General features: G+C 63.9%; 15 protein-coding genes and 1 pseudogene. 8 read left to right on the plus strand and 8 right to left on the minus strand.

Annotated elements, in window-relative coordinates; genetic code table 11:
- Window positions 1–418: 418 nt before the first annotated feature.
- A complete protein-coding gene (locus MELE44368_RS12015) occupies window positions 419–1330 on the minus strand; it encodes a hypothetical protein (protein ID WP_128108697.1) in 912 nt (303 codons plus the stop codon).
- A 453-nt stretch (window positions 1331–1783) separates the two neighbouring features.
- Between MELE44368_RS12015 and MELE44368_RS12020 the strand changes: the two genes are divergently transcribed.
- Entirely contained in the window at window positions 1784–2638 is an 855-nt protein-coding gene (locus MELE44368_RS12020) for a hypothetical protein (protein WP_128108698.1), read from the plus strand.
- Window positions 2639–3682: 1044 nt separating this feature from the next.
- Window positions 3683–4231 carry a recombinase family protein gene (locus MELE44368_RS12025; RefSeq protein ID WP_128108699.1) on the plus strand — a complete coding sequence of 183 codons (549 nt, stop codon included), beginning with the start codon at window positions 3683–3685 and terminating at the stop codon, window positions 4229–4231.
- Window position 4232: 1 nt separating this feature from the next.
- Here MELE44368_RS12025 and MELE44368_RS12030 read toward each other — a convergent pair whose 3' ends face one another.
- A complete protein-coding gene (locus tag MELE44368_RS12030) occupies window positions 4233–5771 on the minus strand; it encodes a bifunctional DNA primase/polymerase (RefSeq protein WP_241566591.1) in 1539 nt (512 codons plus the stop codon).
- 109 nt (window positions 5772–5880) lie between these two features.
- Entirely contained in the window at window positions 5881–7524 is a 1644-nt protein-coding gene (locus MELE44368_RS12035; RefSeq protein WP_128108701.1) for a recombinase family protein, read from the minus strand.
- 361 nt (window positions 7525–7885) lie between these two features.
- On the opposite strand from MELE44368_RS12035, the gene MELE44368_RS12040 reads away from it, so the two are divergent.
- Window positions 7886–8923, plus strand: a complete 1038-nt coding sequence (locus MELE44368_RS12040) for a Nal1-like putative serine protease (RefSeq protein ID WP_128108702.1) — start codon at window positions 7886–7888, stop codon at window positions 8921–8923.
- Between the two features lie 325 nt (window positions 8924–9248).
- Here the strand turns inward: MELE44368_RS12040 and MELE44368_RS12045 are convergent, their stop codons facing one another.
- Window positions 9249–9608 (minus strand): hypothetical protein, encoded by a 360-nt coding sequence (locus tag MELE44368_RS12045; protein WP_128108703.1) that lies wholly within the window; start codon window positions 9606–9608, stop codon window positions 9249–9251.
- 496 nt (window positions 9609–10104) lie between these two features.
- Between MELE44368_RS12045 and MELE44368_RS12050 the strand changes: the two are divergent.
- A pseudogene (locus tag MELE44368_RS12050) lies at window positions 10105–11619 on the plus strand (adenylate/guanylate cyclase domain-containing protein); the annotation flags it as partial.
- 97 nt (window positions 11620–11716) lie between these two features.
- Window positions 11717–13231 carry an adenylate/guanylate cyclase domain-containing protein gene (locus MELE44368_RS12055; protein WP_128108704.1) on the plus strand — a complete coding sequence of 505 codons (1515 nt, stop codon included), beginning with the start codon at window positions 11717–11719 and terminating at the stop codon, window positions 13229–13231.
- Here the strand turns inward: MELE44368_RS12055 and MELE44368_RS12060 are convergent.
- On the minus strand, window positions 13203–13964 hold the full coding sequence (locus MELE44368_RS12060; protein WP_241566583.1) for an enoyl-CoA hydratase: 762 nt from the start codon (window positions 13962–13964) through the stop codon (window positions 13203–13205). The genes MELE44368_RS12055 and MELE44368_RS12060 overlap by 29 nt on opposite strands.
- Window positions 13965–14036: 72 nt before the next feature.
- Between MELE44368_RS12060 and MELE44368_RS12065 the strand changes: the two genes are divergently transcribed.
- A complete protein-coding gene (locus MELE44368_RS12065; protein ID WP_046754125.1) occupies window positions 14037–14405 on the plus strand; it encodes an Rv1352/Rv1906c domain-containing protein in 369 nt (122 codons plus the stop codon).
- Here the strand turns inward: MELE44368_RS12065 and MELE44368_RS12070 are convergent.
- Together MELE44368_RS12070 and MELE44368_RS12075 are read right to left on the minus strand one after the other, a co-directional pair.
- A complete protein-coding gene (locus MELE44368_RS12070; RefSeq protein WP_128108706.1) occupies window positions 14398–15987 on the minus strand; it encodes a GMC family oxidoreductase in 1590 nt (529 codons plus the stop codon). The two genes, MELE44368_RS12065 and MELE44368_RS12070, sit on opposite strands and share 8 nt — an antisense overlap.
- A gap of 123 nt (window positions 15988–16110) precedes the next feature.
- Complete coding sequence (locus tag MELE44368_RS12075; RefSeq protein WP_128108707.1) at window positions 16111–16482, minus strand: hypothetical protein; 372 nt, start codon at window positions 16480–16482, stop codon at window positions 16111–16113.
- A 493-nt stretch (window positions 16483–16975) separates the two neighbouring features.
- Between MELE44368_RS12075 and MELE44368_RS12080 the strand changes: the two genes are divergently transcribed.
- Complete coding sequence (locus MELE44368_RS12080; RefSeq protein ID WP_128108708.1) at window positions 16976–18031, plus strand: 3-deoxy-7-phosphoheptulonate synthase; 1056 nt, start codon at window positions 16976–16978, stop codon at window positions 18029–18031.
- 25 nt (window positions 18032–18056) lie between these two features.
- Here MELE44368_RS12080 and MELE44368_RS12085 read toward each other — a convergent pair whose 3' ends face one another.
- Entirely contained in the window at window positions 18057–18347 is a 291-nt protein-coding gene (locus tag MELE44368_RS12085) for a WhiB family transcriptional regulator (protein WP_128108709.1), read from the minus strand.
- Window positions 18348–18738: 391 nt separating this feature from the next.
- Between MELE44368_RS12085 and MELE44368_RS12090 the strand changes: the two genes are divergently transcribed.
- Window positions 18739–19554, plus strand: coding sequence for a hypothetical protein (locus MELE44368_RS12090; RefSeq protein ID WP_128108710.1), 816 nt, complete (start codon window positions 18739–18741; stop codon window positions 19552–19554).
- Window positions 19555–19611 lie beyond the last annotated feature (57 nt).

Raw genomic sequence — 19611 nt, forward strand, 5'->3', positions numbered from 1 at the left:
GTCAGGGACCGACACGCCGCCATCACTTACACCACTCCCCGGGACGTTCCCTCGGTCGCCTCCGCCTCTACTTACCGGCGCTCGAGGAGCGGGTCGGCAAAATTGCGGATTCAGATGAGCGCGCCGCTGCACGCGAGTGGCTTGACTGGTGTAGTCGACAAATCGAAATGCGGGATCCACTAGCACGTCCGATCACAATGCCGCCAATCGAGGCACCGGGGTTCACCGAATTGCAAGCCTTCCGTAAGCGTTTGGGCTTTGCCCATTGGTGAAGTCGCTCTCAACCTTGAGGCTCGATCGACTCTCGCCAGCGCTACCGCACGAGGTCTTGATCGATGGGATGAAACAGTGCGGCGACCGCCGACGCTCATCGACGCAGATCAAACACATCTGACGCGGCCGAGCCATGAGCAGGTCACTACTTCGACTTGGCGTCCCCGGACGGCGAAGCGTCCAGTTGTTGGACGAGTTCCCGCAGTCGCACCATGAGCTCGTCCTGCGACAGAGCGTGAGCGGACGGACTGGGCTGCGTCTGCTTTTTCTTACCCTTGGCTGGATCGGATTGCTCGACCGCCGGCTCTAGCAGAGCTGCACCCGTGACGCGGTAGGTGCTGCGGACGCGGTCTACCGAGAAGGTCTTGCCCGGAGCTGGTGGGATCAACTTTCGCTCCACCGCCAATAGGCCAGCTTCCTGCAATTCCCGTGTACCTCGTGCCCGAGTGGCGGATGACACGCCGTATCGGCCTGGGAACCTTTCCGTTGACCACCACACTGGGCCGCCTGGGTATTTCTGTTCGGCGAGAACCGCGATAAGCATGGCGAGTCCTGGCGCCGAAAGCTGTTGCATCGTGCCCGACGTCCACATCTGAGCGGGAATCTGGAAGTAGAAGTCGCCGTTGGTGCCACGCGGCACGGAATACGGTTGATCGCTTCCGTCCTCGCGCAGCAGAGTAACTCGCGGACATTCGCCGCGGCGTGGCTCGACGGTGATGAGCCGGAATTCGGCAAGAGTCTTCAGCGCGTCGCTGACTCGGCGTGCGCCATTCTTCGACGGATCTGGAAGCGCAAGCAGTTGTGCCCATTTGCGCGCGGAGACCTCAGTGGCAAACGGCTTGGCCGAGCTGCGCCAGATGAGCGCCAGGTAGAGCTTCAGCAGAACCTCGCCGCCGCGCCCACCTATCGCAATCAGCTTGCCCATCGGAGCGCTTTTTCTTTCGTTCATGTCGCGGGCGAACACTGCGCGCACAGGCACGCTACGCCGCCTGCCCGACGACTGGTCGATTTCCACGGCCAGTTCGCAAGCCCGTTCAAAGTCCCTGGTCAATGCCATTTCCACCTTCGCCGATAGCGGCTATCCTGACTATGTGTACGAGCAATAAGTTAGTCATAACTAGTTCGATGCTCAGAGGTCAGAGCGCCTGATCTACAAGCGTACCTCCAAACTATCTACAGACGCCACAGGAAGCTGGTGTCCCGCACTAACACACAGCTCAGCATAGCTATAGCCACCACGATCGTGTAGCGTCTCAATGTGTCCAAGGTCGCTGGGAAGGTATCTGAGGGATTTTGGTACAGCTGGCCAGAAAAGCATTCGCCACGTTGGCCAGGTTGGCGTCCAACTCGCGGGGACAGACATCCCCGGGGGGCCGGACCTGCAAAAAGAATCAGGGAAGCCGCTGTAACGACTTCCCTGACCAGTTCGTCACCGTCCCTGGGACAGCCACGACCTGCACCTCAAGGCTACTGCGGACGGCGGCACTTCACCAAGGAAGGAGTACCGCGGATGTCCGCAGTACCCAACGCCACGGAGTGGCTTCAAGTTGTCCTGGTCGGTGACCACCAGACCGCGGAGCGGACGGAGATGCTGGAGGAGATGGCGGCGCGACATGACGCCGCGATAGCCGCCGTCTTCTCCTACGCGCCCGGAGAGGCTGCTGGCTGCCAGGAGCTTGCCGACATCGATCAACTTGTGTCGGCAATTGGCCATGCGATCAGGAGAAGGCTGCCCATCTGGATGCCGTACCCAATCGAGGACCTCGGACGCGAGCAACACTTCCGCCGTCTCGCCCTGGTGCTCCAGCGTCACGGCCTGAACATGCTTGCCGGCCCCGAGCTGATGCCGTGCCCCATTGACGGGGGCATGTCGGAGATCGACTTCGCCCTGCGGAGCGAGGTTCGAGCTGTCGACACCCTCGACCGCGCAGCGCTCGCTGCTGCGGCGGCTAGACCGCTCTTGCGTGAGATCGAAGCGACCCTGACTGCTACGGCGCTATCCGACCGCCAGGACGATCGCGTCGCGGTACCGATCGGACCAGAACGGCAGCCGGTCGAGCGCGGCGAGGAAGGATCGGCGGCGGTCGACAAGGCTGATTTGGACACCGAGGTCAGTCCCCCGCCCACTCTTCCGCCGCCGCACGCGCCGTGGGTACTGCGGGAGCCATTGCTGCGGCGCTTCGCCACATGGTTGACCCGCAATTGCGGCCTAACCCAGGCCGCTGCAGCGCGGTGCCTCAGCGCTACGGGGCACCGAACGCCGCACGGTCGCTTGTGGCAACAGGCGACCGTCTCCGCATTGGTCAAGGGCCGATACGCCCGTTCATGCGGAGGCGCGCGGCGGCGGGCTAGACGGATCCACTGACCGACCGGGGTGGCGCGTCGGCCCGATGGGCACGATGTCCGTCGAGCCTGCGCGCCCTCGAACTGGATGCCATTCAAGTCACTCGACAGCCGGCGCTTTGCCGTGGCCGGCTACGAGAGCTCAGCTTGGGCAATAGCACTGATCACGTGATGGTCGTGCATATTCGCTGCCCAAGGGGCCGCGGTGCTCCGAATCGGACTTGAAAACCCGTACATGAATAGGCAGCCGCATAACCGACCGGTCAAACGCTCCGGGGGCGGGGGTAACCCCCCTGGGGTGCTGGGTCGGCGGCGTGCGGTAGCCCCGCACAGGCGGGGGTGCGCTCACTCAACTCGGCCTAGTGGCTGAAGCGGGGTCTGCTCTCACGACCGCATCCCGGTTCCGGTGCCGCACCCCGTGTCTGATACCGACTCGCTAAAGAACGCGCTAGGGACCTGGAGAAGTACGACACGCGAATCAACCACCTAGCCCAAACCCCATCGCGAAGCGCGGGCACGTAGCCGTCCTCTACGGTTCAGCGGTCCTTGCGTCGGGGCCGAACTGTCCACGCGCTGGGTTTCCGCGACCGGAAAGTCTCACCGGCGAGGATCCGGGAAGAGTCCGGGATTGCAGGACCGTTAGAGGCCGGCTTGTACTCCTTTTTGGGCGGAGCCTGAATGTTCCTCCCGGACGGCTTTGACCCCAAGCCGTCCTTCCCAGCCGCCCGCGACTTCTGAGTCTCAGACTTCGGGGTTTTCTCGCCTCTGCTCATGCCGTTCAACGTAACTGTCATCGCCGCCAGCTCGGAGGGTTCGCTTATGAGCTAGAGCCTTGTACGGCAGATCGGCGGAGTTGAACGGTTCGGTGGGGCGCTGTGCACTGTGCCGTACTGGCGTCTCGCGGCCACGCTGAGGATCGAATGCCCATCTGGGGTACACCCGTGCTGGACAGCCTCCACAACTGTCTACAGCGTCAAACTAGAGTCCGTAAACCATTATTTGACATACTGTCCAATGGGGTCTAAAAGTCCATATAGACAGACGGTCAGGCGAGGAAGCGGGAGGCATGGGACATCGCGTCGGGTATCAGCGAGTCAGCACGGTCGATCAGAACACCGCTCGCCAGCTCGACGGCGTGCAACTGGACAAGGTGTTCACCGATAAGGCCAGTGGCATGGACACCAAGCGCCCAGAACTGGCACGGGCGCTGGAGTACGTCCGCGAAGGAGACACGCTCGTCGTCCACAGCATGGACCGCCTCGCTCGCAACCTTGAAGACCTCCGCCGGATTGTCCGTGAACTGACCGGCAAGGGTGTCCGTGTTGAGTTCGTCAAGGAGTCTCTCGCCTTCACGGGCGAGGACTCGGCCATGAACACCCTGCTTCTGTCGATGCTTGGTGCCGTCGCAGAGTTCGAACGGTCGATGATTCTTGAGCGTCAACGCGAGGGGATCGCCCTCGCCAAGGCTGCAGGGAAGTACACGGGCCGTAAAGCGGCCCTGACACGTGCCCAGGCCGCCAAACTGCGTGAGCGATTGGCGGGCGGCGAGTCGGTCACGGCTCTGGCTCGGGATTACGGCATCAGCAGGCAAACCGTCTACAACTACGCCGGGTGAGCTACAGGATTCCCAACTGCCTCATCAGTTCGTCTTCTTCCTCTCGCCGTCGACGTTCGTCGTCTTCGTAGATCGCCGGTCCCTCATCCGGCGGTGCGTCTCCTCGTGGCCGGGACCGTTCTTCCTCTATCCGCGCGGCGAGGCGGGCCTTCCTCACCACCGCTCCCCGGCTGACCGCAAGCGGGTCGGCTATGTCGTCGATCTCAGACGGCAGGTTGTAGACCCTGCCGTCACGTTCCAACAATCCGGTATCAACTAGGACTGTCAGCGCCTCACGCGTTGCATCGAGACTCATCCCACCCGCCTTTGCGATCGCACTCGCACGGCGGACACCAACGCTCACCAAATCGAACACTTGAGAGTGACGGCCCGTTAAGCCGTCACCCAACCAAACAAGATGAAGGGGGTCTACTGATGACTCCCTGGGGGGAGTCATCTCCTTACTTAGAACTGTGGTCATTTCCCCCACCACTGGGGCGTACTCCTGGCTCCCGTCGTCTGCAGCCCCAACGACACACAACCGGCCAGACTTCACCAGTCTCTCCAGGGCGGCGGATACCGTCTTCGGCTCCAAACCTGTCAAGAGTGCCAGCGTTCGCACGCTGGCCGCTGTGGTCATGGTATGGCCATCCCTGCACCGCTGCACAACGGCGAGAAACACCTTCCGGTCCGTGGTGCCGGACCGACCCCTCCAAGTCCCGAACCGGGCTGACTGCCACGCCGTCAGCAGAGCTTCCCGGACGTACTTGGATCTCCTGATCAGTGAGCCAGGCGCAGCAGAATCGCCGTACTTCTCCAATGCGCTCTTGACCGCACTCTGGATCCAGCTCTCATCGTCGCCGAGGTAGGCAGCCATGAGCATGTCGGCACCCTTAGCTCCCTTCAACCGGATCACAATTGGAGCAACCTCAGTGAATACATCGTTCCGGCTGCCACCGGGAGCGTCGCCGAAACGCTCCACAAGCCTCGTAACCAAATCATCGTCGTTCCGGCCTTCGTCACGGTCGTCCGCGTCTCCGGTCACTACTTCGGAGGCCAGGCCGACGATCTCGCCTTTGTCAACAGCGGCCAGAAGGCCCAGGGGCGCCGGGGCCGGCTCACGATCGTCGGTCAGTTCGTACTTGCGATCCACGCCGTCAGCGCCGGTGACGACGCTGCCGGGGAGCAGTACCGAATGCGGTATGTCAATGCCCGGGCCAAGCCCTCGCCCGCTCAGGCGAACGTCGCTTGGAATCGTGAACAACAGATGCGTGCCGAACCCAGCGGGATGCGGTGTCGATGTGCGAACGGTCCTGGTTTCGGGCAGGTCCGGGAAGCGTCTACGCAAAGCCTCCACGGACCCGCCGTTCTTCGGATCAACGTCCACGATTAGCAACCGGCCAGAACCGTTGATTACTTTGGCGTTTCGCAACAGCATTGAGACATTCCGACGAGTGGCTTCGACCGTCCAACCGCCGCACCCTTTGCGGGTGCTTTTAGTCTTCCCGTAGCCGGGAACAACGACACAACCTCGGTCCAAGTAGAACCGCAAGTACTTCATCGCGGGCACAGGGCGTCCACCCAACTAGTATCCGCACTGACGTGCGCCGGAGGGCCCAGCCAGGGGTACGAGCGGCCGCAAGATGGCGTGCACAGCGAACTGGAACTATTCACCGCTGAGCTTCGGCGACCGGGACATCTGACGCTAGGCCGAAAGTTTGTGACCTCTGCCCATCGGGGCTGACCAACACCACGCCGTCGCCGCTCAGCTCCATACCCGCTACGCCGTTCTTCCCCATGGCTTCGAAAACTTCCTGCCATTGAGCCGCCGCTCCGCTGGCGTTCAGCTGCTGCGTAAGTGTGCCGAGGTCTCCGAGGTCTACATTGATTCCCTGACGGCCGAACTCGGCTCTCACGTTCATCGTTCGGAGCCAGACATTCCTCGCGGTCACGTCCTGGCGCTCCCACCAGTCGCCGAATCTCTCGCCGGTCGGCCTCCACGTCCAGCCAGCAGGCGTTACTTCATCGGCGGATAGTTTCTCCTGGCGAGCTACGAGGCCTTCGATCCGGGCCATTAGAGCGTCGTATTGCGGTGTTCCGGCGCGAAAGGCCGGGGTACCGATAAAGCTGGTTACCTCCACCAGTTCGGCGTTGATCTCTTCCAGCTCTGCTGAGTTGTCAGACCCGGAATCCCACACCCGCTCAAGGCGTTCCGAGTCACCGAGCAACGCGAGTATCGCGCCCTCTACGAGCAGATCGAGTTCGTCTGCGCGGGTGGTTCTATTGCCGCATTTGACGGCTTGAGTCATCGACTTGCATCTGTACCGGGGGAACTGGCTATGGCTGCCGCCGTTGAACTTGTAGGCGGGCTTCCCGCAGATCCCGCAGTGGAGCACACGCAAGAGCAGCGACGACGAGCGCTCGGTCGGCTCACCGCGCGTGGACCTGCTGTCCAGTTCCACCCGTAGCCGCTCGAATACCTCGCGGGTCAAGATCGGCTCAGCACGGACGATCGGGGAGCCGTCATCACCGCGGATCGACTTGCCGTGGGCGTCGGTTACACGTCCGAGCATCGCCTCACTAAGTAGTGACCGTTTCAGCGGAGTCACGCTCCACGCCCTTCCCTTCGTCGGCTTGCCTTGCCGTTTCAAGGTGTGATCCTTCGGGGTGGGAACGCCCCGACGGGTCAAGTCGTGGGCGATCCGCTGTAGCGGCTCTCCGTCGACCACGCGACCTGCAACCTCGTGAATCACCTGGACCTGTTCGGCATCCTGGACCAAACGCCAAGTCCCATCGATCTTTTCGGGTCGGTATCCCCATGGTGGTTGTGATCCCCGATACCTGCCCGCCCTGATGCTGTGGCGGGCAGTCGAGGCATTGCGCTCCGAGATGGCCTCCAGCTCCATCTGCGCGACCGTGCCCATCAGCGCGATGACGACACCAGCGAACGGTGTAGTGGTGTCGAAGTGCTGCTCTGTAGCCGACACGAGCGTCTTCCCGTGGTCGTCACACCAATACACAAGCTCTTGCAGGTGGCGCAGCGACCGGGTGAACCTGTCAACTCGGTACGAGATCAGCACGTCGAACTTATCGGTGTGTTCATGCAGCCAGCTCGACAGTTGGGGCCTCTTCTTACGGTCGAACGGATCGACCGCACCGGACACGTCTAGATCTTCGGCAACGCCGATCTCGTCGTAGCCGCGTTGCGCGATCAGCTCCCGACAGACCGCAAGCTGGCGTTCGGGGGAGGTAGTAGTGTCGGTGACTCGCGAGAGTCGAGTAACGATGAGTGCCCGTTTGACCAGCTCAACCATGGCTTAAATATAAACCACCGAGGCCTATGTCGTCGGCAAGCTGCCGAGCCGGAGGAGGGCAGTCATGGTCACGGACATCACCACTGCGAGGTACTGAGGCGAAACGCCCCGATCCTGTTGGTCCGGGGGCGTCTCGGCGCGATGTCTCTCCCGCGGATCGGTGAGCTGGTTCGTCAGCTCCGCTGAGTACGAAGCTTTGAATCGGCTCCACGAGCGACATCCATTGCTCGGTCGGGTCCAGTGTTTGCGCCACTCTGAAGCTTCTGGATCACTCCTCCATTGATATACGCCCGTCGCGACATATCGTGTAGTCCACGAAACGCGTTCGACTGTCGAGCGGAGTTCGTCGAAGGGGGAGCACTTGAAGTTTGAGTCGGCGCGCGATCTCAAAGAAGAGGCGCTCGAACGGTTCATCAACCGCCCAACCATCCTCGGTACGAAGGTTGACGCCCGAATTCGCGCCTCGCAGGCCCGGCTGTCGGCCTTGGCTGACGACCTCCTACCCGAGCAGTTAGGAATCCCATTCATCCGTCCGGAGCCCACAGTTGGTCTCGGAGTAGCAGTGTTCCCAGACGGCGACTGCAAACTAGCGGTCCGATACCCCTGGCTCGATAGATCGCGTGCCCCGTTCCATGACGAGTTGACCGAGTTGGCCATGAAAGAGATCCAGTTCGATTGGACGGGTCCTATCCGGGCGTCGACTGCGCCAGGTGTGCGCCGTTTTCAAGAGCGTCGGAGGCCGATATCAATTGGATGCTCGGTAGCGCATGATCGTGGAACTGCCGGAACGATAACCGCTTTCGTTCAACGGGGTGGTGGGGCGCCTGAGTTGCTCAGCTGCAATCACGTACTGGCAGACTGCGGTCGGGCTCAACCCAATGCCGCTATCTTGCAGCCTGGGCCGCTTGACCATGGTGTCGCCAGAGATGTGATTGGGCGTTTGGCTTACGTCGTTCCGATTGAAGGTGGGACGTCGGAGAATGTCGTCGATTGTGCGCTTGCCACGTTGGACACTGGCGTCGACGTTGACCTTCGCTCGATCGACAATCAGGGCGAACTGTCCGGCACGGTTGAGCCGGACTGGTTCGATGAAACTGCGGTCGGTCAGAAGGTGGCGAAGGTTGGGAGAAGCACTGGGCTGACCATGGGTACTGTCACAGTTCTCTCATTCATTGGAGACATCGACTACTCGGTAGGACTGCGGTCCTTTACGGACATGCTTGAGATCGAGGGCGACGGCGGACTGTTCGCGAGTGACGGCGATAGTGGGTCGCTGGTCTACACGGTTGCTGACCGACGTGCAATCGGGATGATCATCGCGGTCGCCGATGATGGAAAAACTTACATGACCCGCCTGGACACAGTCCTGTCACGCCTGGGGGCGCAACTTGCAATCTAGTCGGCACGAACCTGCAGCGTAGGGCTATCCTGGCGAGATGGCCACGTACGAGGACGCACGGCGAACGCAGCGAGATGCGCTACGAAAGCTGCGGTCCAGGTACCCCGAGGTTTCCGGATTGGGGATCGCCCGTATCGCAGACGGCTGGGGCTACAAAGTCAACTTGCGCCGTCGGCCGCGGCGCAAATTGCCAGCTCAAGTGGATGGGGTCCCCGTTATTTCCGAGGTCGTTGGGAATGTAGTTGCCGTAGGAGCAGCCCACCACTAGGCACCTCTCGAGGCCTTCTAGTGCCAAACGGACTGGCTCCGCTGACGCCGGCGCACCTTATTCGCTCAAGTAGCGCCTAGCGTCTTCGTACCGCTTCTTGGCCTCATTTGCTTGCTTCTGCAAGAAGCCAGCCGCGGCGCCGGTTGCAATGTCGCCGACTATGACCACTCCGGACAGGATCGCCTCAGCCGTGTCCGGGTTCGTGGAAAGGCGCCATATCGCGATAATCAGCGACGTTGTCACTGCAATCGCTAGGGCAAGAACCAGCACTTGGAACGCGACGTAGAGCGCGTACTGCGTTACTTGAACAATCTTGACTTGACTGTCGCGGGCGGGTTTTGCCGAGGCTGCTCGCAAGCCACCGGCAGCGTCGCTGGGATATGCGTGCTGCAGGAGTTCGTAAAACGATTCCGCCACTTGAGTCCTGTCTGTCCGCCACTGAGTCCTGTCTGTTCCGCTCAGTCAGTCCAGTATGGGACCGGCACGTCGGGTGACGTGTTCGCCCCGCCGATGATGCCTCGATTGCGGCGGACGAGCCCCGCATGGACCGGTGTAGCTGGTGCCGCGCCAACCGGCTGTAAGTGCGCGACGGTCGCCGGTGCCCCGGCCCGCGGAGCGCGAATCGAAGGGCTTAACTTTCGACCACCGAGACCGCGGTCGTCGACAAGCCCGAGGAGCCGGAAGAGGACGGCCACGGCCACGGCCATCACGGCCACGCGCACTAGTTCGTAGTTCGGCAAAACACCCCCGGTCGTCGCGGCCGGGGGTGTTTTGTTTCGGCCGCTCGCGAGATTGCACTGAGGGTTGTGGTCTGGTCTCTTTCCACAACCCTCAGTGATCCTCAGTGCTATCCCCTGATGGGATCTTGGCCGAAACACGCCCGGTCACCAGCCCGGGGGTGTTTTGATTCGGCATGGACCGCTTTTTTCAGTGGATGTGGGTTCGATACGGACCAAGGTATTCGTGGGCGATCTGTGCTCTCGCATACTGTTCCGGGCTGGTCGCGTACCTCGGCTACACGTGGATCGTTGTCGCGTTCGAAAGATCCGATCGCTACGTCACGGCGACGGTCGCCATGGCTGCCGCCATGCTGGTGCGGATTTACCTGATGGTCCTGCCTGGCTCGAAGAACGTGCGCCTGATTGAAAGCTGGGCAGCGGGCCACGGGCCCGATTCGATGCAGGCGCTGAGCGCCACCTATGACTATGCGCGCACGACGCGGATCCGAATGCTTGTGACCGATGTGATCTGGGGCGCACTCATCGCAATCATCGTTGGCACGATCGCTGGGGCGCCCGGGTGGCGGCTGGTCCAGTATGTGACCGTCGGTGCGACGTACGGAATGGCTATCGGGGTGATGGCCATGCACAGTTTCGTGGAAGGCGCATTGCGGCCGGCGAGAACAGCTATGGCCGGTGACACGGGAATTGGCGACTCCCTACCACGCTCTCGGCCGACCTTCGCCGCGTGGTCCGCGTTGAGCATTCTCGCTGTGGGGTTCTCATTCGGCACCGGGGGCGCCTTCGTGGCGCCCGTGCTCGGTCCGGCTCGCGAGTATCCCATTGTCGCCGTTGTCATCGGGGTTGTGTTCACCCTCATCTGTGGGCCGCTCGCACTCATGAGCGTCTCACCGTTCATGCGGCCGATCCGTGACCTCGCCGAGGGTACCGAACGCGTAGCCGCCGGGTATTACAGCCAACGGCTACCAGTGGTGCAGGATGATGACCTGGGCGCGCTTGCCGCCTCCTTCAACCGTATGCAGGCGGGATTGGCTGAGCGGCAAAGACTTCAGGCGGCGTTTGGAACATACGTCGACCCGGTGCTTGCGGGTCGGCTGCTCGAGCAGGGCGACTATGTGTTCAGCGCTGAGCGCCGCGAGGTAACGGTGATGTTCGTAGACGTCCGCGACTTCACCCCGTTCGCCGAAGCGAACACCGCCGAGGACACCGTTGCCCGACTCAACGCTCTGTTCGAAATCATGGTGCCCGCCGTCGTCAACGCTGGTGGGCACATCAACAGGTTCCTCGGCGACGGGGCGATGGTCGTCTTCGGCGCTCCCAACGATCTTGCGGAGCATGCCGACGCCGCAGTGAACGCCGCCGTGCGGATCCACCGCCTGGTCGCAGCGCAATTCGGCGCGGGGCTTCGGATCGGCATCGGCATCAACACCGGCGTGGTGATCGCCGGCACCATCGGCGCCGGGCCCCATCTCGAGTTCAGCCTCATAGGCGACACGACGAACGTGGCCGCCCGCGTCGAGCAACTCACCAAGGTCACGGGCGACACCATCCTCCTGACCGACCAAACCGTCGACGCCATGGTTTCTCGACCACCCGGACTCGTCTACCGGGGAGCGCATGTCCTGAAGGGAAAGTCTGCCCCGACCGCGGTTTTCAGCGTTAACCCAGCGCTGCCGCATTCACGCCTGGCGTCCACGACTACCCAGACCGCGGTCGTCGACAAGCCCGAGGAGCCGGAAGAGGACGGCCACGGCCACTCGCGGCCGGGGGTGTTTTGTTACTGGCATGGACCGGGTCTGGCAGTGGGTATGGGATCGGTTTGCGGCGAGATACTCCTGGGCGAGCTACGCCACCGTGGTCGTATTGAGCCTGCCGGTTTACCTGCTCTGGTCGTTCCTCATTGTCGCCGTCGAAGACTCTGCTGCCTTCGTCGAGTCGGCTGCCGTCACCGCCGTCGCCGTGCCGGTGCTCGGGTACGTGAACACGCTGCCCGGAATGGGGCCGAGCCGGGTGGTGGAACGGTGGGCGGCCGGCGCCGAGGTTGATCGGGCGAACGCGCTCGTCGCCACCTACTCGTGGGCCCGCACGGCCGTGCCGAGAATGGTGGTCGGCAACTCCGTCGGCGTCGGCCTGCTGTCGGTCACCGTCGCTGCGGTCGCGGGTGCGACCGCGGACCGGCTGATCGGGTATGCCGTCCTGGGCGTCTTTGCGGGGACGGCCTTCGCGTTGTCCTCCGCGCACGGCTTGGTGGAAGCGGCGATCCGACCGGCCAGAGTGGCGATAGCCGGTGATACGGCGATTGGCGATGCGCTCCCTCGCTCGCGCCCGAGCTTCGCCGCCTGGTCGAACGTCATGGTGCTCGCGGGTGTGTACGCGTTCGCGGTCTACGGCGCGATGGTGGCGGCGGTGATCGCCCGGGCGCCTATGCAGCCAGCCCTTTTCGTCGTCATCGGATGTGTGCTGACACTGATTTTCGGCGTGCCCTACACCCTCGGCACCAATTTCTCGCCGGCCGTGCGACCCATCCGCGATCTCGCCGAAGGAACCGAACGGGTTGCGGCCGGCGACTACAGCCAACGCCTGCCGGTCGTCCACGACGATGACCTCGGCACGCTGACGGCGTCGTTCAACCGCATGCAAGCGGGATTGGCTGAGCGGCAACGACTTCAGACCGCATTCGGAACCTACGTCGACCCCGCTCTGGCGGCGCGGCTGCTGGAGCAGGGTGACGACGTCTTCACCGGGGAACGTCGCGAGGTGACGGTGATGTTCATCGACGTCCGCGATTTCACTTCGTTCGCCGAAGCGAATCCCGCCGAAGACGTCGTCGCTCGTCTCAACACGCTCTTCGAGATCGTCGTGCCCGCCGTGGTGGAGGCCGGTGGGCACGTGAACAAGTTCCTCGGTGACGGTGCTCTCGCCGTCTTCGGCGCGCCCAATGACCTGACCGATCACGCCGATGCCGCATTGACCGCCGCGGAGCTCATTCATCGCCGGCTCGCCGAGCGATTCGGGGAAGAGCTGCGCATCGGGATCGGGATCAACACCGGTCCGGTGATCGCCGGCACCAGCGGTGCGGCGGGCAAGCTGGAGTTCACGCTGATCGGCGACACCGTCAATGTCGCGGCCCGCGTCGAACAACTCACCAAGACCACCGGCGACACGATCCTTCTCACCGACCAGACCGTCGACGCCTTGGCTCAGCGACCGCCCGGACTCGTTGACCGGGGAATGCACGCCCTGAAGGGAAAGTCAGCCGAGCTGAGGGTCTTCACCACTCCGGCGGGCGCTTCTCGATGAAGGCTTGCACGCCTTCCAGGGCGCTCGGGTCCATCATGTTGCAGGCCATGGTCGCGCCGGCGTCCTCGTAGGCGGCCTCCATGCCCTGCTCGAGCTGGCGGTAGAACACGGCCTTGCCCAACGCAATCGCGGCGCGCGGCTTCGCGACGATGCGCGCCACCACGGCTTCGATCTCCTCGTCGAGCGCGTCCGCCGGAACGACACCGTTGACGAGGCCCATAGCGTGTGCCTCCTCGGCGGAGATGAAATCGCCGGTGACGAGCATCTCGAAGGCCGCCTTGCGCGGCACATTCCGCGACAGTGCCACGGCCGGCGTCGAACAGAACAACCCGACGTCGACGCCGTTGACCCCGAAACGCGCATCGCTGCCGGCGATCGCCAGGTCGCACATCGCGACAAGCTGGCATCCTGCCGCGGTCGCGATGCCCTGCACGCGCGCGATCACCGGCACGGGTAAGCGCTGGATCGCCATCATCACGGCGGTGCACTGTGCGAACAGCCGCTGGTAATACTCGAGCGATGGTTCGGCCCGCATCTCCTTGAGGTCGTGGCCCGCGCAGAAGGCCTTGCCTGACGCCCCGATCACCACAACGCGCACAGAATCGTCGGTCGCGATCTTCTCGAACGCCTCACCGAGCGCCGCGAGCATTCCCTCCGAGAGCGCGTTGAAGGACTGCGGGCGGTTCAGTGTGAGGGTGACGACCCCGCGCTCGTCGCGGTCGCGCAACAGCATGGGTTCCATCCGATCACCTCACTCGGTGTGAATTCTGCACCACCGGGCAGCCCCAGGGCATACCTTGAGACGATGTCCTCGAGGCGGTGGTCTCAGGCGGCGGCCGGGCTGTTGGTCTCAGCGGCCGCGATCGCGTGTGCGCCGCCGGCGGCGGCCGCACCGCTGGATCCCATCCCGGGAAACGGGTTCTTTCTGGTCGGCCCCGACATCGCACCGGGCCTCTACCACTCGGACGGGACCGCGTCCGCGTTCGGCGTCTGGATCAACGACATACCGACACAGGATTCGATGTGCGTGTGGTTCACCTACAGCACGCCCGATGCGAACAAGGACAACGTCGTCGCGACCAACATCTCCATGGGCCCGATGTATGCGAACATCAACTCGACGGTCAAGGCGTTCGAGTCGCGCAACTGTCAACCCTGGACCCGGGTCAACTGAGCGAAGCCTCGGCGAGGATGAGATCGGCTGCCCGCCAAGCCATTGCCATCACCGGACCGTTGAGGTTGCCCGACACCATCGTCGGCATGACCGAGGCATCCATCACCCGTAGATTGCGGACACCCCGTACGCGTAGGGACGAATCCACGACGTCATCGTCGTTCGGGCCCATGGCACACGTGCCGACGGCGTGGTAGCCGCAGTAGCCCTCGTCGAGGCCGGCGTCGATGATCGCTTGGTCCGTAACGACTTCCGGACCCGGGCGGGTCTCACCGATCAGCAAGTGCGCGATCGGCGGCTGGCTGAACAGCCGGCGCATGCTGTGAAACAGCGCGACGCTCTTCTCGCGATCGTGCGCGGTGGTCAGGAAGCCGGCGTCGATGTCCAGCGGAGCGTCCGGATCAGACGACGTGATGGTGACCGAGCCTTCACTGTCGGGACGCAGCACGTAGCCGATGGCCTGAACCCCCGGAGCGCGCTCGACGGCTGCCGCTTCACCCTGCTCGTACGGCGCCAACGAGAACGGCGCCATGAGGAGCTGGGCATCCGGTTGGTCGAGTTCAGGTTTCGTCTTGAAGAACCCGATGACGTCGAACGCCGCACCGGCGAGCGGACCCCGCCTGGTCGCCAAATACCGTGCGGTCGTGGCGGCCTGGCGCAGCGGAGTGCTCAGCAGCCGGTTGTAGCCGATGTCGCAGTTGAGCCTGAATTGGACGACGAGGCAGCGGTGTTCGCGCATGCGGCGGCCGACGTTGGGGCTGTCCGCGATGGTGTCGATCCCCAGGCTGCGCAGCAACGACCGATCTCCGATACCGGACAGCTGTAGCAGTTTCGGGGTGGAAATGCTGCCCGCAGAAAGGATCACCTCACGCCGGGCGGTGTAGTCGGCCGGGGCACCGCGTATGGTCGCTTCGACGCCGACCGCCTTGTCGTTCTCGACGAGCACCCGCTTGACGTTGGTGTCGGTGGCGACGGTGAGGTTCGCGCGGTGGGAAACCGGATGAAGGAACGCGTGCGCAGCGCTGACCCGCTTGCCGTTCTTGATGGTTCGGGGCGCTGGACCGATCCGTTCGCCGTTGCCGGCGTTGACGTCGTCGGTGGCCGACCAGCCCAGGCTGTCGCCGGCGGCGATGACGTCATCGCAGATGCGCGGGCGGTCGGTGTCGACCGAGATCGCCAGTGCGTGGTTCTCGATCGCGCGGAAGGCGGGGAGCATATGGCGCCAGTCCCAGCCCGGGTTTCCCAGCGCCGCCATGGCGTCGTAGTCGGCGGCGCTGCCGCGGTTGTAGACCATTCCGTTGACCGAGCTGGACCCGCCGAGGGTCTTGCCGCGCACCCATTGTTCGACCACCTCGGACGGCCCGACGGGGCGCACCGGGAAGTGCCAGGTGAGCTTGGGGTTGCCCAGGATCTTTCCGACGCCCTTGGGAATGCGGATCATCGGGCTCCGGTCTTTGCCGCCGGCCTCGATGAGCAAGACGCTGGTGCTGGGATTTTCCGACAGCCGGTTGGCCAGGACGCAGCCCGCCGATCCGGCGCCGACGATGACGTAATCGAAAACGCTCGAGTTTCTCGAAGGCATCTCCGCCAGGGTTGGCTCAGCGATGCGCGATTGTCAAGACCCGATGCGGCGACGGCGGTTGAGACGAAGCACCCCCGGTCCGATCGGAAGCCGGGGGTGTTTTCGTCGTGATCGGGCTCGAATCTAGTTGCCGCCCTTGAGCAATCCCTGAACCGCGAACTTCACCAGCCCGTTGGCCGCAGTCAGCGTGGACTGCGCGGCGGGCACCGTGGCCTGCGCGGCATCGTTCAGTGACGCGACGCCGGACTGCAGGCCCTTGTTGTTGAGGTCGGTGACGTTCTGCAGGCCCTCGTTGTTGATCGCCGTGATGCCCTGCAGACCCTTGTTGTTCTGGTTGACGACGTTCTGCACCGCGCCGTTCGCGCCGTCGACCACCGAGCTGAGGAGGCCCCCGAGGCCACCGTCGGCGAACGCCATCCCAGCCGGCCCGCCGACCAGCATCCCCCCAGTCATCAGCCCCACCGCAAGCGCTTTGACCGCCATGTTCTTAGCCATGTTCCTCCCTGCCCTCCTGTGTGATGGCTGACTCTGGAGCGAGTCAGCCATTTGCCAATGATAACGCTTAGCAATCCAGAATCAATAGACTTCATAGGCGTTGGTCCATTATTGACCCAGGCAGAAGAATCTTTTAGTCGTGTCCATCGCCTAAGGAGCAAATTGAATATGCAAGTTAGATATTTACTGTGGTGTAAGTCGGTGTGGCGTGTGCGGGCCGGGCGAAGCAGGTCGCGTGGACTTCGCTGGACAGTGATCGACCGAGGGGGATTTGGCGGCTTTCGGGACGGCGGTATAGCCTGTTGCCCGTGACCAGCGGTGTGCGTGCCAGCTATTGGCGCTTTATCAAGGCTCCGGGTGGAGCCGATAGAGCGCAGCACTAAGCACGCGTCCGCCCGGAGCCCAGGCAGTGACCACCAGGTCGCTGCCTTTCGTCATTAAGAGGGCGCCGGACAATCACTCAGGTGCCCAGTCCAGAAAGGCACTCAACCACATGAACCCGGCACAGACCGTCATCCCGCCCGCCACGTCTGACCGGCGCGTCCGCAGCTTCAGCGAGATCCCCAGCCCGCACGACGTGGTCACCGAGTTCCCGCTGGGCGCCCGGCGCGCGGAGCGGGTGGCGCGGGACCGTGACGAGATCGCCGACATCGTGGCCGGCCGCGACGACCGGCTGCTGGTCGTCGTGGGCCCGTGCTCGGTGCACGATCCCGTCGCGGCGCTCGACTACGCCAGCCGGCTGGCCAAGGTGGCCGGGGAACTCAGCGAACAGCTCAAGATCGTGATGCGGGTGTACTTCGAGAAGCCGCGCACCACGATCGGCTGGAAGGGGCTGATCAACGATCCGGGCATGGACGGCACCTTCGACGTCGCCCGCGGATTGCGCATCGCCCGACAACTACTGCTGGACATCATCGACATCGGCCTTCCGGTGGGATGTGAGTTCCTCGAGCCGACCAGCCCGCAGTACATCGCCGACGCGGTCGCGTGGGGCGCGATCGGCGCCCGTACCACCGAATCGCAGGTGCACCGACAGCTGGCGTCGGGTCTGTCGATGCCCGTCGGCTTCAAGAACGGCACCGACGGCAACATCCAGGTCGCGGTCGACGGCGTGAAAGCCGCTGCGGCCCAACATGTCTTCTTCGGTATGGACGACACGGGCCGCGGCGCGCTGGTGAGCACCGCCGGCAACGAGGACTGCCACGTGATCCTGCGCGGCGGCACCGGGGGACCGAACTACGACGCCGAGTCGGTGCACGCGACAACGGCGAAGCTCACCGCCGCCGGGCTACCCGGGCGGGTGGTGATCGACTGCAGCCACGCCAATTCCGGAAAGGACCACGTCCGCCAGGCCGCCGTCGCCGCCGAGGTCGCGCAGCTGGTCCGCGACGGGGTGCCGATCAGCGGAGTGATGCTGGAGAGCTTCCTCGTCGCCGGCGCCCAGGCTTGTGACGCCCACCCGTTGACCTACGGGCAGTCGGTCACCGACAAGTGCATGGATTGGCCGACGACCGATCTGGTGCTGCGCGAGCTGGCCAAGCGGAGCTAGGCACACCCGGCGGACAGCGAGCCGGCTATGACGCGCGGCGGATGCCCCGCTTGAGCAGCAGTTCGCGTTCGGATTCCGTGAGACCGCCCCAGATGCCGTAGGTCTCGCCGACGGCCAGCGCGTGCGAACGGCACTGCGCGATGACCGGGCACTGATTGCACATCTCCTTGGCGCGCCGCTCGCGCTGGGCGCGGGCACGGCCGCGCTCGCCGTCGGGATGAAAGAACATGGAGGAATCGAGCCCCCGGCACAGTCCGGCCATCTGCCAATCCCAAACGTCAGCGTTGGGCCCGGGTAGTTGCTGCGGCAAAGGCATTCGAGGAACCCCTCTCTACGTGTTTCCGGCAAACGAATGAACACGTGAGTTCTGGAACTGGTCCGAGCGCAAGTCGCCGATGACTACTCGTGCCCACAAAGTAGGTGGGCTCATCAAAATCCGTCAATAGTTCCGATGCGTGCGGAAGGCCATAACCGCAGGCCAAGAATTTACCTCACGTTCATCCTTGGGTCTTTTACGCGGCGCCGTTCGTGCTAAGCGAACCGGCCGCGAGCCACCGCGGCGCCCGTTTCTCCTGACCGCGTCATCGTGAGGTAATCCAGCAAACGTCAACAATCGAGAATCGGGTTACTTGGAATTAACATCCACAGCACCAACTGTTAACCGAAGTCGTGGGGTTTGGCGTGTCGTTGATAGCGTCTGCGATCCGATGACTACATCTGCCTCCGCGGTGTTGGCCGACGCCGCGTTCGGCGAGGATCCTGGCCGCTGGCCGCTGCCGGTCGCCGCGACGCCGGACGAACTGTGGCTTCGCGCCGTCGCTTCGGGCGGTCAGGGGCGCTACGCCAGCGCCCGCGCCGACCTCGAACGACTGTGCCGAGCCCGGCCCGCCGGGCCGCTGACCTCGTTGGCGCACAGTACTCATGCGTCGTTCCTACGTCAGCTCGGCTGGCACGCCGACGCGCGCGGCTGGGACGGCCGAGCGCTGGCCCTTGCCGGATCCGACCCTGAGGCCGCGGCCGACGCCCTGATCGGGTTGGCCGCCGACGCGCTGGGGGTGGGCCGATTCACCGCGGCGCGACGGGCACTGGACCGGGCGGCCGAGCGGCTGCCGGGCGCGGCTGCCGGCCGGCTCGCGGTTCGGCTGGCGTGGGTGAGCGCGGAGTTGGCGATGGCCCGCGGGGAGGGCGCGCAGGCGGTGCGCCATGCCGAGGAGGCCGTCTTGGCCGCCGCGGCGTTCGGCTCGGCGCGACACGCCGTGAAGTCCGACGTCGTGCGCGCCGCCGCGTTGTGCAGCGCCGGTGACCTCGACGGTGCCCGGTTGGTCGCGGACGCCGCGCTCGCCGAAACCGGGCGCCTCGGAATGATCCCGCTGCGCTGGGCGTTGGCCTGCTTGCTGGCCGACATCGGCAGCGCGACGTGTTCTTCTGACCAGGTGATCGTCATCCGCGACGAATCCGCCGACACAGTCCGGTCACGGGGCGGCGTGTGGCCCGTCCGCGTGGACAAGGGCACGTCATCCTGAAAGTTATTGTTTAGCTGAGCCACCCCCGCCGGACTGCCGCCGGTTCGTAACGCTGGA

It is taken from the genome of Mycolicibacterium elephantis DSM 44368, from assembly GCF_004014805.1.
Taxonomy (GTDB): domain Bacteria; phylum Actinomycetota; class Actinomycetes; order Mycobacteriales; family Mycobacteriaceae; genus Mycobacterium; species Mycobacterium elephantis.